Origin of the sequence: Lysinibacillus sp. S1, from assembly GCF_044986265.1 — a bacterium.
Lineage (GTDB): Bacteria > Bacillota > Bacilli > Bacillales_A > Planococcaceae > Lysinibacillus > Lysinibacillus capsici.
Map to the genome: position 1 here is coordinate 4,112,178 of NZ_CP173154.1, position 14,014 is coordinate 4,126,191.

Genomic DNA, 14,014 nt, shown 5'->3' on the forward strand with positions numbered 1-14,014 from the left:
TATGAACGAACTGAAAACATTTAATCACCAGATGTTTGGTGAACTACCAGTTTTAATAGTTGATGAAATAGAGTGGTTTGGTGCAACTGAAGCAGCTAAAGCACTAAGTTTTTCAGATCCACACAAAGCAATAAAGAATCATGTTGAGGATGAGGGGTGGACGATCCATCCAGTCCTTACGAATGGTGGGAAACAACAAAAAAAGTTTGTGAACGAATCTGGTTTGTACGAATTGATTTTAGGAGCTGCTAAACAAGGACACAACCCTGAAATCAAAGAAAAGGCGAAGAAATTCAAACGCTGGGTAACATCAGAGGTTCTGCCTTCTATACGTCGTGATGGAGCGTATGTTCACGCAACTGAAGAAGACGATGACACGATGATAATGGCGAGGGGAATGCAAGCAGCTCAAAGAGCAATTGAACGAAAAGATAAATTGATTGCAGAACAAAAGGAAAAGTTAGAACAACAAAGACCTAAAGTTGTATACGCAGATGCAGTTGAAGTATCTGAGGATACGGTACTAGTTAAAGATTTAGCCACAGTTTTAAGACAAAAAGGTGTCAATATAGGTGAGGTTAGATTGTTTAGATGGTTACGTGAAAACGGTTATCTTTGCAAACAAAAGGGTGAGATGTGGAACATGCCAACTCAACGCAGTTTAGATTTAGGCATCATTGTTGTAAAACATGGTTTGCGAACAGGTAATAATGGTGAGATGAAAAAAACTCGTACGCCAAAGATTACAGGTAAGGGTCAAATTTACATTACCAATAAAATTTTAGCTGAACATGGGTTATTAGTAGTTTAATAGAGGAGGTTATTAAATGAGTTTTAAGGCTCAGTTGAAAGTAATTGATGGTATCAAGAAGGACAAGCCTGATTATTTTATGCTTTATTTAAATGCGTTCATTAATGAAATTGAAAGAGCAAATAAAAAGTATGAAACAGCAAGAGAATATGATCGAGATACACTAACAAAACTAATCTGGACAGGTGTTAAAACAATTTCAGTTTCTGAACAAACAAATGATGAAAAAGTACTGTTAGAAAGTAGACTTCCATTACTTACATTTATTAATGGTCTAATGGCATTGTTAACACCAAAGGAATTTGAAAAAATCTTCCCGATTGATAAAGAATTTAATGGTGACAAATGGGGCATGAAAGATTACTACTATACTCGTAGGTACATCGAAGAATTCGGAGAAAATAGAGTTATTGGTGACGAAATCGAAGAATATCTTTGGGAGTATCAAAATCATACAATTAGATTTTACATGGTAAAAACTTTAAAAATTATGAGTAATATACGACGTTTAGAAACTGGTAAAGGCATTATGGAGGAATTCTTAGAAGAACAGGGAGTACCAACTTATACAATGCACGAAGACCTTGATAATAAACAGTATATCGAAAACAACCAAACAGGCGAGATTTCAGAGGTTAAGAAACCTAGACCGCGTTATTTAAGAGTTGTTAAAAATGAAAATAAAAAAATCATGCTTTAAGCTGCAACTTAAAACATGACATAAATTTGAGTGACATCCACCCTACAACTAAATGCATTATAACCGAAAACGGTGGTAATTAAAAGTGGATGTTGCTCCCAATAGGAGGAGCATATGAATGAAACACAAGACAAACCACGTTCTTTAACATCTTTTACATCAATGTTTGAAGAAATTAAAAACAATCAAGGTATCGATCTATTAAGATACGACTCTTTAGATGAATTTTTAATAGCGTTCCTCACTTTAAGTACTGAACAACAATTTAATAAAGTACATATACCTAGCGAATTAGTATATGTAAACCAAATATATGAGAAAATGAAAATGGTTTAAACTTAGCAAATCACTTAGGGATTTAGATACCCAATAATTGCTTTTTCTTTGCATCAAATTCTTCTTGAGTTAAGATTCCTACATCTAAGAGTTCTTTTAGTTTAATCAATTCTTCTGTAGGGATTGATGTTGTGGGAGGGGGAGTGACAGCTGCTTGGTTAGTCTCTTCCTCTTCAGCAAGAATTAATAATGAAAGCTTTTCAAGATCCTTCTTATCACACTTAATGACTAGAGGTACTTTTTCTCCGTTTTCACGCTTTAAGAAAAGTGTGGCTACTGATTTATCTTTCCCGATATTAGCCCCCATGGCTCCAGCTATAGCTCCAGCATTGCCAAATTTACTGCCGATTACTGTCCAGCCTACAATACTAGAGGCACTCTTTTGGACATTTTCTACTCGTTCCCATTTCACAAGTTTAAACGTTTCAGCATCATGATAATCAACTGATATCTCCACAGTACCAGGTTTGGCTTGTACTAACTTATAGCCTGAACCATTTTGTTTTAATTGTTCTTTTCCATTAAGTATTTCTATGTTCATCTTGATTGTTTTCATAACGCGAACAATTTCTCTAGCTTCTGTATCATTCTTTTCACTTGGAGTATCCGAAATTATGCCAAGTTTATCTTGTAGATCTTTTAAGAATCGTTTACCCAAATCATCTGAAAGGATGTTGATTGAAATAGCTTCAGTATTATATGCAAAGCTAATTTCAGTAGAAGTAATCTTTTTATTGGTAGTAAATTTATGGATATCATTGAAATTAAAGCTAATGAATTTCTTTTGTTTATCAGTAGTTAAAAATCTCTTTGAAGTTAGAACTCCAAGATATTGTTTGAGTCCACCAATACCACGCACAAGAATAGCGACACCTTCTACGATTTCAACATCATCTACTTGTTCACCAATAAGGTTAATCTCTTTTTTGAAATTATTTAAAAGTACCCAACCTTCAGGTTTTATATATTCTTTTATTTGTTCTACTGCATACATATTTATATTTCCTCCTTCCTTATAGCTTGTTGGTAATACAATAAAATTGTATCAATTCTGGTAGGTGTTGTCAGTATTGGGTTTAATCATTGCTAAAAATGACTAAAATTCATGACAAACTTCATTAGATTATACGTTATATTTGCAAAAAGCAAACATTTGTTCTATAATAAAGTAAGGAGAGAAAGTGTTATAGGGAATGAACAGGCAAAATAACAGTGAGAACAGAATGAGAGTCATGAATAAAATAGTACAAACTTGTTATTTAACCACATTTATTTACTTTTTTATATACAAATAATTTATAATGTGAGTAAATAGAGATTGTCTAGACAATTTGTATAGACAATTAATACATATTAGAGAGGGGAGGATTCTTTAATGACATTAAATAAAAATGGCAGATTTAATGCGTCAGAAGTTGCTGCATATATCGTGCAAAAATTTAATGAAAAAGGAATGTACCTTGATCATCTAAAACTACAGAAAATACTGTATTTTATTACTTTAGATTGGGTTCGTGAGTATGGGGAATATCCATATAAACAAGCTACGGAAATGTGGAAGCTAGGTCCAGTTGTTAGAAGTGTTTATTCAGAATATCGTACAAATGGCTACAGTCAAATTGTTGAGCAACCCACAACTTTAATCGTAAATAACGATGGTATGAGATTTGGAAAACATGAAGTAGCGAATTTTGATTTACCTGAATCAGCTTTAGTAGACAAAGTGATAAGTAAATATGGAGAAATGAATTCTTTTGATTTAGTTGATATCACTCACGATCATTCACCATGGAAACGCAAAGAAGAAGATATTCGAAGTGGTGTATCTAATATTGAATATACATTTGATGATTATCAAGAAGCTATAAATGAATTAAAGTGGTGATATATTGGAACCGATTAGTGAAACAAACGATTCTCAAAACATTATTATAAAGAATGAATTTAAAGATACCTTTAATAATTTAATACAGTATCACAGTGCTTTTGAAAAACATCAATTAGACAGTATTTTTGATATTTGGTATTCAACTTTTTTGAGTAAAGTAAGAGTATATTCAACATTAAGCGCCCACTTTTTTTATTTAAAACCATATGGAATGAATGAGGCTGGAGAAAATGTTGAGATTTTTTTAAGAAATATTGCTTTGCTAAAAGATATAGCAAAAGAAAGACAAATTGAAGAACTCGACAACTTCAACAGTTTTATAGAAAAAATTAAAGATCATATCGAACTCATAGGGATACAAGTAAATAGAATGGATTCAGGTGTAGAACAAATTGAAACTTATAAGGAAAGCCTTTCTGCCAATATTGAAGAATTACAAATCAATATAAAAAAGAGCCAAAAAGAATTCAATGATTTATCTACAGAAATATCAAATCTTACAGAGCAACAAAAAGATGCGGTTAAAAAAGCAAAAAAGGTTCAAAAAGAGTTTGTAACCATATTAGGTATTTTTGCGACAATACTTATCACTACTTTTGGTGGTTTAACTTCTTTATCTAGTATTTTTAATAATATTAATAATGCTGGGACTGGAAAGCTGGTTTTACTTGGATCATTCGTAATGTTTACAGTCATATTAATAGTTTTCTTATTATTAAACGGGATATCCAAACTTTCAGAACTCAACATTAGAAGTTGTGGATGTGAAGTAAATACCTCATGTAATTGTCCTATAGCAAAAAAACATCCAACACTTTATATAGTAGCTGTAATATTAGTTGTGACTGCAATATTAGGGATATCCGAATATATAATTGATTATAAATCATTAGTAAATGATTTAGATGATTGGAAAATATTCTTTATTTTAAGCATAGTGATAACAGTGATCACTATTGTAACAACTATCACTTTCCGCGATGCACGTAATCGAGCAGCATAAAAAAGTCAGTCACTCATTAGAAAGAATAATGAGTGACTTTTTAGGTTTATTTAAGCTTCATGTATATATCGTTAGGTGCCCAAGAGGTGCCCAAATAGATATAAAACTATATAAACAGGAAGAAAAAAATAATTGAAACATAATAGATAGATTGATAAACAAGTGATATTTATAAGTTATATACAAATGTATAAAAGGCCAAAAAGCTACACCCACAGCCTTCTAAGCCGTCGGTCGGGGGTTCGAATCCCTCCTGGGACGTCAATAGCAAATCAAAGGTTAATTTTTAACCAAATTGAAAAGCGCTTGAAACCTTATGAACACTGGGTTTTGAGCGTTTTTTGTTTATATTGATTTCTTTAAGAATCGCATAGAATAACATATAAAATTTAAATTAGGTAAACAAAATGTAAACATGGTGAACAAAGAAATTAAGATGAATAAACATTAATCGCTATTTCTTCATCTCGTTCTTCCATTTCTTTTAATACGTGCGAATAGTGATCAAGTGTTGTTTGAATATCTGAATGTCCTAATCATTTAGAAATTGAATGAATGTGTTCTGTTTTAATGGTATTCCAATATCGACTTTTTCAAGCTAGGAATTTGATTACCCTGTGAGCATCAAAAGGGACATATGCAAATCATTTTGTAACAAGGCTCAGGGTTATTTGTAATGCTCTTTTCGTGAAAAGATTAAACGATACGGAATTCTCATGGATAGTCTGGTTAAACAGATGGATTACGACTACTGAATTAAAGACGTAAGCAGCTATAATACCCATGCAGAGGGATAAAGTGCAAAGTGTTTAAGATTACCGATATTCAAAACAAGGGGATATTATGTGGTATTCAAAAAGAAAATCCAAGGGGTTCCAGTAAATGTAAAAAACCACCACTCTCAATAAGCAATTGAAAGTAATGGTTCTTGTCTTTATTTAGATTTCGCCATAAGCCCACGAATTAGTTACTCGTTTAGTATTTCCTGTAAATCCTGTACGTACTACTCCTACACGAGCAACACCCCATGAACCGACTCCCAAATCATAACTGAAAGTCATCTCTCCTCTGAATTCATCAGCCGTAACTTTTTTAGAGGGTGTACCAATTTTTTCAGTTGACACTTGTGGTAACCATTTACGAATAACAATTCCGTCCATGCTATCCGCACTTATAAATTTAGTTTTTGCCTCATTTACAGTGAATTTACCTGTTAATTCATATTTAATAAGATCAATTCCTAACGCACTTAAAGCTGTTACCACTGTAACTTGTCCTGAATAGCCTACTGCGAAAGGCTGTATGTTAAAGTTTGATAAACTATTTTTGTTAGAATAATCTACCTCAACAGATTCTACAATCGAGTTTTCAGGTTTACTTAATTCTTCAGCTAATTTATCAGGGTTGATTAAAATGTTATTAAGATCAATTAATTCTTTCTCTGATAATGCTTCAATTTTTTCAAGGTTTTCAATAGCTTCTTTACTTCCATCAGCTTCTAATTCTTCAACTACCATTTTCAACCCCGGATAACCTTCATAATTTACGGTATTCGTAGTTGCATGTGTTGTTGAATTTGTTACAAAAAACAATGTTAAAGCCGCAAAAAAAGTTAAAAATAATTTTCTCATGCTGTTCTCCTTTTGGTATGTATTTTCTTTAATTGAAAAATATACCATTTAATTATTGGTAATTCAAGAATATATTGTAATTAAGGTATTGATGCATAAAAAAAACGAGCTATTTAACGATTCCAATTGTTAAATAATTCGTTTTTATATTTATTAGTCTTCTATTTTTTCATACTCAATGATTCCGTTTTTGTCAGTAGGTGTATCTGATAAATTCCCCATAAATACAGCAATCGCTAAAAATATAGCGAAAATAATTATCGCTACCACAACAGTTAATATCATCCATATTTTGCTACTCTTTTGTTTGATTAGATGTCTATTTTCAGTAGACGACATACTATACAATTGATGAAATTCAGCTATAATTTCCTTAGCTAATTCATTAGGTGGAAGAAAACTCTTTAATACCTCGTCAACTGATTTGCCATCAGTTACGGACTGCAATAAATGATCTTTTACTTCTATGATATGATTATCTCTATCTTTTTTGGGTAATACATCTAATTCGATTTCCAGTTGCTTTACGTATTCATTTATCTTCGAATTATCCATTTCTAATTCATCCCCTTAATTTTTTCAAAAAAGTTAATTATCAATTCTAATTCTTTCAGTCTAATTTCTATTAATGATTTTCCTAAATCCGTAATTCTATAATACTTCCTAATTCTCCCCTCGTATTCTTCGGAAAATATATCAACATAATCATTCGCCGTCAAACGTTTTAGTATGGGATAAATTGAGCCATCAGAAATAGAAAAAAACTTGCTCTCTTTCAATTCTTTAGTCAATTCATAGCCATACATCGTTTTTTTCTGAAGCATCATTAAAATGGCAATTTCAAATAAACCCTTAAGATATTGTGTATTATTGTTTTTATTTTTGTTATTCATTGGGTAATCATGCTTTATTAACCATTATATTGCAATGATACATGTATTTCACTGATACATATTGAAAGGAAAATAATAAATGTTAAAAAATATGGCAATATTAAATTAATCAACGCCAAATAAACAGAAAAACCATTAGAGATATTAGCAACTGCAATAGATACACTTGGGGCAAATGCTTGTAGCGAGTACTTTCCCTATAGCAAGCGTCATCATGGTTGGTGGTTGTTTCTTCATTATGTTTGGTAATTCTGAAAAGCGTGATAAGAATGCTGGGCTAGGATTTGTCTTAATAAACCTTAGTCCACTATTCTTACAAATTTTAAAGCAAATAGGTGAGGCTATATATAGATGAAAAAGACCACTCCGTGATGAGTGGTCTGAAAAGTTAAAAACATAAATTTACTTTTTTGTTTTAATATATAATATAMTGGCTATGAGATWAGTTWATTAAAATAATATGTATTTAATAATAGTAGWAACACCACTCCATGATGGGTGGTCTCAATCTTTATATAGGGTTACATGATGTGGAGAAAATTAAAAAAGACCATCTYTADTHGAGTGDTCAAHWATACTAACTTGTCTTACATTATAATGAAGTTGACTTACCTTTTTTCTCATCCATAATAAGATCTTCTTCACGTTGTGGGCGTGGGGCTTCAGTATATTCTTTGCGTCCATTAGGTTTTTTTGGGTCTGCTCCACTAGCAAATGATTGTTTTGTTGGCTCGTCTGTAGCAAATTCTGTATTTTTTTTGTCTCGTTTCATGTCGACACCTCCTAAAGATWTTAYTTAACTTVTCCAATAAAATATCCCTTGATCCCTTGTTTATTTCTACTTCATATTTAAATATTTCAGATCACCCCAAGACTATGTAAGTTAAATTTAGTAGGAAATTTCTGATGTTTGGATTTTACATAAAATAATTGATTATTTAGAAATAAATGAATTCAATAAGGTTAATTATGGAGCATTTATATATATTATGGTAAAATAAACCAAAGAAAACATTTTAGAAAAGTACCGGCGCTTTGATTGGAGGTTGAACAGGTGGATGAGAAGAAGAAGGGGAAATTACAAATCCTCGTAATAATTTTAATGATATTACTTTTGGTTGCAACGTTTGTTTTATTTTTCGTAGGTAAATATATGGTGGCATTTATTTTATTTGGAATTTTTATGCTGATTTTGAATTTTATTAGTAGTTGGAAAAACCTAGATAATGCAGATTACGTTTATAGAAAAATCCATAAGGGTAACCAGAAATGGTAATTACCAGACTTCAGCCTTAGAAATGTTGCTATATTTATGTTACTTTTAGTGCTTATTTGGATATGTGAAAAGAGCAAAGAAGGATTCCTCACTTTATATGAAGAAATAGTGAGTTATAATGTTTTTCACAACTACGGAGGTGCTTTTTTGCAAACATTTTGTAAATATAAKTGGCTAGTTCGGGAAGATTGGTTTCGTTGGTGTGAAGAGTTGACTGAAGAAGAACTTTTGCAAAACCGAACTGGAGGAATGGGCAGTATATTACACACACTCTTCCATATCATTGATGTTGAATGGAGTTGGATTCGTCTATTACAGGGGAAAACAGACTTTCAGGAGAGCTTTGATGAATATAATAGCTTGGAAAAGGTTCGTAAATTGGAAGCTGCATTTCATTTAGACGTCGAAAGCTTTGTAAATCAATGGGATGACAGTATGGAAGAGCGTATTCTTCATATTCCATTAGCAAATGGTAGTATGGAGACGCATACATGGGGTGAAGTCATTCGTCATACCATTGCACATGAAATTCACCATATAGGACAATTATCAATTTGGGCAAGGGAAATGGGGAGAGCGCCTGTTTCTGCAAATCTAATCAGAAGAGGTCTTTCTTCATCATTGAAAGATTCAGTAGGTGCTCAAATAAATAAAGAAACGTTTAAATAGAATTCCAGAAAATCTTCCAATTCATTTGAAATGGAAGATTTTTTGATGCCCAAATGAGAAAAATTGCGAGGCAGATTTCATATAGATATTTAAAGAACCAAGCATCTCTATTATGGCTTATAATATCCAGTAAATTTTAGTTAAAAACTAATGTTTACTGGGTATTTTTTGGACAATATTTAGGTTAATTAGAAATATTTATATGAAGAATAGCTAACAACTTGACAGAAGTTTAAATGGGGAGTACTATACATTGGTCGCGAAAAAAGCTATTGTAACGTAACATTTTTTAAAGTGCCATACAGTACTTATCAGTTAAGTTCATATATATCTAGATTTTAATTTAATCAGTAAAAGGTAGGTGCAAAAATGAAAAATCTAGCAAATAAAAAAGATAACCTATTACAAAACTTTTTAGGAATTTATATAGTAGCAGTATTAATGTTATGGATTAAAACATACATCTCTCAACTATCACAATTTGACTTAGGTGTAGAAGGAATCATTCAACAATTCCTTTTACTAATAAATCCGCTGGGCTCAGCAATGCTATTTCTAGGATTTTCATTTTTATTTAAAGGAAAAAGAAAATACACATCACTCGTTGTTGTCTACACTTTGATGTCTATTGTTTTATATGCCAATATTGTCTATTACCGATTTTTTAGTGATTTCATTACATTACCTACACTTTCTCAAACGCAGAACTTTGGAGATTTAGGCGGCAGTGTTCTTTCTTTATTAAAGCCTTATGATATCTTGTTCTTTGTGGATGTAATGGTTATGTTTTMTMYACRWWTCYSWMAMMAAAWCMMAMMWKAKMMCAAACGTTTTGGCTATAAAAAAGGAWTGGCAATCATTGCCTTTGCATTAGCGGTATCAATCCTTAATTTAGGACTAGCTGAAACTAATCGTCCTCAACTATTAACACGAGGTTTTGATAGAAACTATATTGTAAAATATCTAGGAATGTATAACTATACGATTTATGACTCAGTTGAAACGATGAAAGCTTCTTCTCAGAGAGCTTTGGCAGATAGTAGTGATATTACTGAAGTAATTAACTATACAAAATCAAACTACGCCAAACCGAATGCCCAATATTTTGGTGCAGCAAAGGGAATGAACGTTATCTATTTACATTTAGAATCATTCCAAAACTTTTTAATCGACTATAAATTAAACGGTGAAGAAGTAACACCATTTTTAAATTCATTAGCAAAAGATAAGAATACATTGTATTTTGATAATTTCTTCCATCAAACAGGTCAAGGGAAAACATCTGATGCAGAATTTATGCTTGAAAATTCTTTATTTGGATTACCACAAGGATCTGCTTATATTACAAAAGCACAAAATACGTATCAGGCAGCTCCTAGTATTTTAAAAGATTATGGTTATACATCAGCTGTATTCCATGGTAATAACGGAAGCTTCTGGAATAGAAATGTAATTTATAAATCATTTGGCTTCGACAAATTCTTCGATGCTAGTTACTATAACACAGGTACTTCAGAGGACATGGCTGAATATGGTTTGTTAGATAAACCATTCTTTGAACAATCTCAAAATCTTTTAAGCTCCTTACCACAACCTTTTTATACAAAATTAATTACGGTAGGGAATCACTATCCATATAAAATGAATCAAGATTTAGTGACAATTGATAAAGCCAATACGGGAGATGCAAGCGTTGATAATTATTTCCAAACAGCTCGTTATGCAGACGAAGCAATTCAACAGGTCTTCCAGCAATTAAAGGAATCAGGATTATATGATCATTCAATGATTGTTCTTTATGGTGACCATTACGGTATTTCCGATAATCATAATAAAGCGATGGAACAAGTCATTGGAAAAGAGATTACACCATATGAAAGTGCTAATTTACAACGTGTACCATTATTTATACATGTTCCAGGCATACAAGGTGGGACCAACCATAGCTATGGTGGCCAAACAGACCTACTGCCAACGTTATTGCATTTACTAGGAATTGATTCACAACAATTTGTTCAATTTGGTTCAGACTTATTATCAGAAGAGCATGATGAAATTGTACCATTTAGAAATGGCGATTTTGTCAGTCCTACTATTTATTCAATTAATGAAAAATATTATGATAATAAAACAGGCTTACCATTAGACGAAAGTCAATTAGAGGAAGCAAAGACGATTAAAAATGAAGTAGATCATAAATTGGCGTTATCTGATAGAGTCGTGAATGGTGACCTATTGAGATTCTATACGCCAACAGGTTATACGCCAGTTGATCCTTCTCAATATAATTACTCTCCTGATGAAAATGTAGAGTCTAAATAATTTAAGGCGGTTCAAGGAATTGTGTACGATATCAAAGTCTATAGGATATCATACCATTAMCTTGAATTGCTTTTTTATTGGTCATTTTTGAATAAGTATGGCAATACCAAGATTTTATATTCTCCTTAAGGTTCAAATAGAAAATTGGACTAACGGAAAAAGCGATTCAAATCCTTTAATAGTAAGGGTTTGAATCGCTTTTATTAGTAAGGAGAGGAAAGAACAAACATGATGGCACTCATCATCCTTACTTATTTCTTTTTGAAGCATAATTTAGAGGAAAAAGGGAAAGAAATAGGTGTGAATTTGAGGAGTTGATCGGGATGGAGTTTTATAAAGACATAGTCATTTACTGTTATAGTTGTCGTAAAAAGACTGTGTTTACATGTAAAGATACACATGAAAAAAAGGGTGTCGATAGTCACTGTAGTGAATGTACAGGTATTTGGTTTGAATGGCAAAACCGAGCTGTCGAGAGAGAAATGGAGAAGTGGATTGCATATAATAAAGACTTAGTAAATAATATAAACCACTGATCTAGTTAAGCTGAATACACCTAAAAAGTGTAATTATCAAGTAAGTACGATGAGGCGTTGAAGTGCCATTTTCTTTTAAGAGAGTGGTTCTTTTTCTTTTGTTTAGACAAAAGCTCTAGCTAGAATAAACAAAATTACTATTTCTTTATCTCATTTGATAAAGAGAGGTGAATAATAGAATTATTGAATCTAAACTATGATTTGTCCGTATACATATTATTATGATAATTAGGGGGCATCATGGACGTTTATAAAAAGATAGCAATTATCGGTGGAACAGGTAAAGCGGGGCGTTACATTGCTTCTAAAGCATTATAGAAAGGGTATCACGTACGTATGCTTGTTAGAAATCCAGAAAAGTTAGTTTTCAAAGACAGTAGGATTGAGGTAATAGAAGGGAATGTACAAAATATCGAGGATCTTCAAAAGCTATTAAAAGATTGTCAAATCGTTATCAATACTTTTGGTCAACCCATGAAAGAAAAACAAATTTATAGTAAATTAACGGAAAATATATTGGGAGTCATGTCTGATTTACATATGGATCGTTATATTGGGGTAACGGGTGGATCGCTAACCATTGCTGGAGATACAAAGAGTATTATAAATAGAATGGGTGCGAAGATATTTGAAATTATTTATTCAAAAATGATGATGGATAAGAAAAAAGAATGGCACCTCCTTAGCCATAATCAAGTTATCAAATGGACACTAATTCGGCTTCCATTTATAGTAGAGGGAAATGAAGTTGGGTTCATAAAGGAAAATCTTAGAGATATGCCAGGTACAAAAATAACAAATCGGGATATAGCTACATTCATCATTAACCAAATAGAAAATCAAAAGTATGTACAAAAAGCACCGTTTATCTCCAATTAATCTAATTTAAAGGAGAGGGATAGGGTCAGCGCCTCAACTAAATGACTTTATCCCTTTTGAATGCCCAACAAAATTTTCCTTTGCCTCAATCGTATTGGTACAAAAAATCAAATGATATCCTTTTGAGCAGTTTTTTAATTAAAACCTTCTCCAATAAACCTTCCAACTCCTCTCAACAACCAATAAATGATTCTAAATGGGAGGAAAAGTAATTCTGGTATCCAAATTAGTACATCAAGAAATAAGTCAATTAATGAATATTGATCTTTACGTCTCTTATCTCTTCTCTTTTTGTTTTTCCTTCCTTGCAACCATTCTCTCACATTACTCGACCCCTTTTACAAAGGCTTTTTCTTAAGTAAGTATACGATTCATGGCTTTAGGTGGTTTCATTTTTAAAAAACTTTATSATGTAAAAGCGGATATRGGGCGTAAATGGGAGTAAAAATATTGGCTTATTATATTTCTTTAGCGATGTGTATTACCGCAAATGTGGGAAATGGAGAATTTAAAATTAAATAAGGTGAAAGACAAGCAGGTTTAAAAAGGGTCACTAGGCTGGAAGTGACCCTCTTTGCTGTGGATGTATCGACATTAATGTGAGCTGCTATTAATGAAGATCATCTCTTTTTCATGTTTATCAATAAATATTAATATTCTTTTTGCACGAATGTTGCTCCGACAATAATCAGAAGAATGAATAGCACAACGATTAAAACGAATGTTGAACTATTGTTTTTGCCGCCATAGTCCATGCCACAACAACCCATACTATAACCGCCGCTATAGTCATTACCATAGCCTCCATAACAACAATTGAAATTACCCATGTTTCCAAAGTATCCCATCAAGATCTCTCCTTTCTTCAGTTTATTGTATGAATGCCGTTGAAAGAGAAAAGGGTATTCGTCTAATGAATCGTATTTAGGTAATTTTAAAGAGAATCTTGGGTGAAGGATGAGTATCACTAAACACTTGATAGGATGAAACTCAAAGGCGCTTGTTACAGCCTGATGATTAGTTGTCAATCCAGTCCATAAGATAAAAAATAATTTTTTGATGCATGATGA

The 14,014-nt window shown here is 32.1% G+C and carries 15 protein-coding genes and 1 pseudogene; 9 read left to right on the top strand and 7 right to left on the bottom strand.

Annotation, left to right across the window (positions count from 1 at the left end):
* Window position 1: 1 nt before the first annotated feature.
* From ACHZEU_RS20650 to ACHZEU_RS20660, 3 genes are all read left to right on the top strand, one after another.
* Window positions 2-811 (top strand): phage antirepressor KilAC domain-containing protein, encoded by an 810-nt coding sequence (locus tag ACHZEU_RS20650; protein WP_279495653.1) that lies wholly within the window; start codon window positions 2-4, stop codon window positions 809-811.
* A 16-nt stretch (window positions 812-827) separates the two neighbouring features.
* Window positions 828-1,511, top strand: coding sequence for a hypothetical protein (locus ACHZEU_RS20655; RefSeq protein ID WP_279495652.1), 684 nt, complete (start codon window positions 828-830; stop codon window positions 1,509-1,511).
* Window positions 1,512-1,625: 114 nt separating this feature from the next.
* Window positions 1,626-1,847 carry a hypothetical protein gene (locus tag ACHZEU_RS20660; RefSeq protein ID WP_279495651.1) on the top strand — a complete coding sequence of 74 codons (222 nt, stop codon included), beginning with the start codon at window positions 1,626-1,628 and terminating at the stop codon, window positions 1,845-1,847.
* A gap of 22 nt (window positions 1,848-1,869) precedes the next feature.
* On the opposite strand, the gene ACHZEU_RS20665 is transcribed toward ACHZEU_RS20660, so the two are convergent.
* Window positions 1,870-2,841 (bottom strand): SHOCT domain-containing protein, encoded by a 972-nt coding sequence (locus ACHZEU_RS20665; protein WP_279495650.1) that lies wholly within the window; start codon window positions 2,839-2,841, stop codon window positions 1,870-1,872.
* 381 nt (window positions 2,842-3,222) lie between these two features.
* On the opposite strand from ACHZEU_RS20665, the gene ACHZEU_RS20670 reads away from it, so the two are divergent.
* Entirely contained in the window at window positions 3,223-3,732 is a 510-nt protein-coding gene (locus tag ACHZEU_RS20670) for a Panacea domain-containing protein (protein WP_279495649.1), read from the top strand.
* A gap of 4 nt (window positions 3,733-3,736) precedes the next feature.
* Window positions 3,737-4,738 carry a hypothetical protein gene (locus tag ACHZEU_RS20675; RefSeq protein ID WP_279495648.1) on the top strand — a complete coding sequence of 334 codons (1,002 nt, stop codon included), beginning with the start codon at window positions 3,737-3,739 and terminating at the stop codon, window positions 4,736-4,738.
* A 938-nt stretch (window positions 4,739-5,676) separates the two neighbouring features.
* Here the strand turns inward: ACHZEU_RS20675 and ACHZEU_RS20680 are convergent.
* The 4 genes from ACHZEU_RS20680 to ACHZEU_RS20695 all read right to left on the bottom strand — a co-directional run bounded on the left by ACHZEU_RS20680 (window position 5,677) and on the right by ACHZEU_RS20695 (window position 8,034).
* Complete coding sequence (locus tag ACHZEU_RS20680; RefSeq protein ID WP_279495647.1) at window positions 5,677-6,369, bottom strand: hypothetical protein; 693 nt, start codon at window positions 6,367-6,369, stop codon at window positions 5,677-5,679.
* A gap of 153 nt (window positions 6,370-6,522) precedes the next feature.
* Window positions 6,523-6,924 carry a DUF1700 domain-containing protein gene (locus ACHZEU_RS20685; protein ID WP_279495646.1) on the bottom strand — a complete coding sequence of 134 codons (402 nt, stop codon included), beginning with the start codon at window positions 6,922-6,924 and terminating at the stop codon, window positions 6,523-6,525.
* 2 nt (window positions 6,925-6,926) lie between these two features.
* Entirely contained in the window at window positions 6,927-7,262 is a 336-nt protein-coding gene (locus ACHZEU_RS20690; RefSeq protein WP_279495645.1) for a PadR family transcriptional regulator, read from the bottom strand.
* A gap of 592 nt (window positions 7,263-7,854) precedes the next feature.
* The gene (locus ACHZEU_RS20695; protein ID WP_048393711.1) at window positions 7,855-8,034 is read right to left on the bottom strand and encodes a hypothetical protein; all 180 of its coding nucleotides are present in this window, start codon (window positions 8,032-8,034) and stop codon (window positions 7,855-7,857) included.
* Between the two features lie 282 nt (window positions 8,035-8,316).
* Here ACHZEU_RS20695 and ACHZEU_RS20700 point away from each other — a divergent pair, with 282 nt between their 5' ends.
* From ACHZEU_RS20700 to ACHZEU_RS20715, 4 genes and pseudogenes are all read left to right on the top strand, one after another.
* Complete coding sequence (locus ACHZEU_RS20700; RefSeq protein WP_279495644.1) at window positions 8,317-8,538, top strand: hypothetical protein; 222 nt, start codon at window positions 8,317-8,319, stop codon at window positions 8,536-8,538.
* Window positions 8,539-8,685: 147 nt separating this feature from the next.
* Window positions 8,686-9,207 carry a DinB family protein gene (locus ACHZEU_RS20705; RefSeq protein WP_404803702.1) on the top strand — a complete coding sequence of 174 codons (522 nt, stop codon included), beginning with the start codon at window positions 8,686-8,688 and terminating at the stop codon, window positions 9,205-9,207.
* A 369-nt stretch (window positions 9,208-9,576) separates the two neighbouring features.
* Window positions 9,577-11,529, top strand: a pseudogene (locus ACHZEU_RS20710) (LTA synthase family protein).
* An 872-nt stretch (window positions 11,530-12,401) separates the two neighbouring features.
* Window positions 12,402-12,944, top strand: coding sequence for an NAD(P)H-binding protein (locus ACHZEU_RS20715; protein WP_404803703.1), 543 nt, complete (start codon window positions 12,402-12,404; stop codon window positions 12,942-12,944).
* A 134-nt stretch (window positions 12,945-13,078) separates the two neighbouring features.
* Here the strand turns inward: ACHZEU_RS20715 and ACHZEU_RS20720 are convergent, their stop codons facing one another.
* Window positions 13,079-13,267, bottom strand: a complete 189-nt coding sequence (locus ACHZEU_RS20720) for a hypothetical protein (RefSeq protein WP_048395071.1) — start codon at window positions 13,265-13,267, stop codon at window positions 13,079-13,081.
* A 327-nt stretch (window positions 13,268-13,594) separates the two neighbouring features.
* The gene (locus ACHZEU_RS20725) at window positions 13,595-13,792 is read right to left on the bottom strand and encodes a YjcZ family sporulation protein (protein ID WP_048395072.1); all 198 of its coding nucleotides are present in this window, start codon (window positions 13,790-13,792) and stop codon (window positions 13,595-13,597) included.
* Window positions 13,793-14,014: the final 222 nt, after the last annotated feature.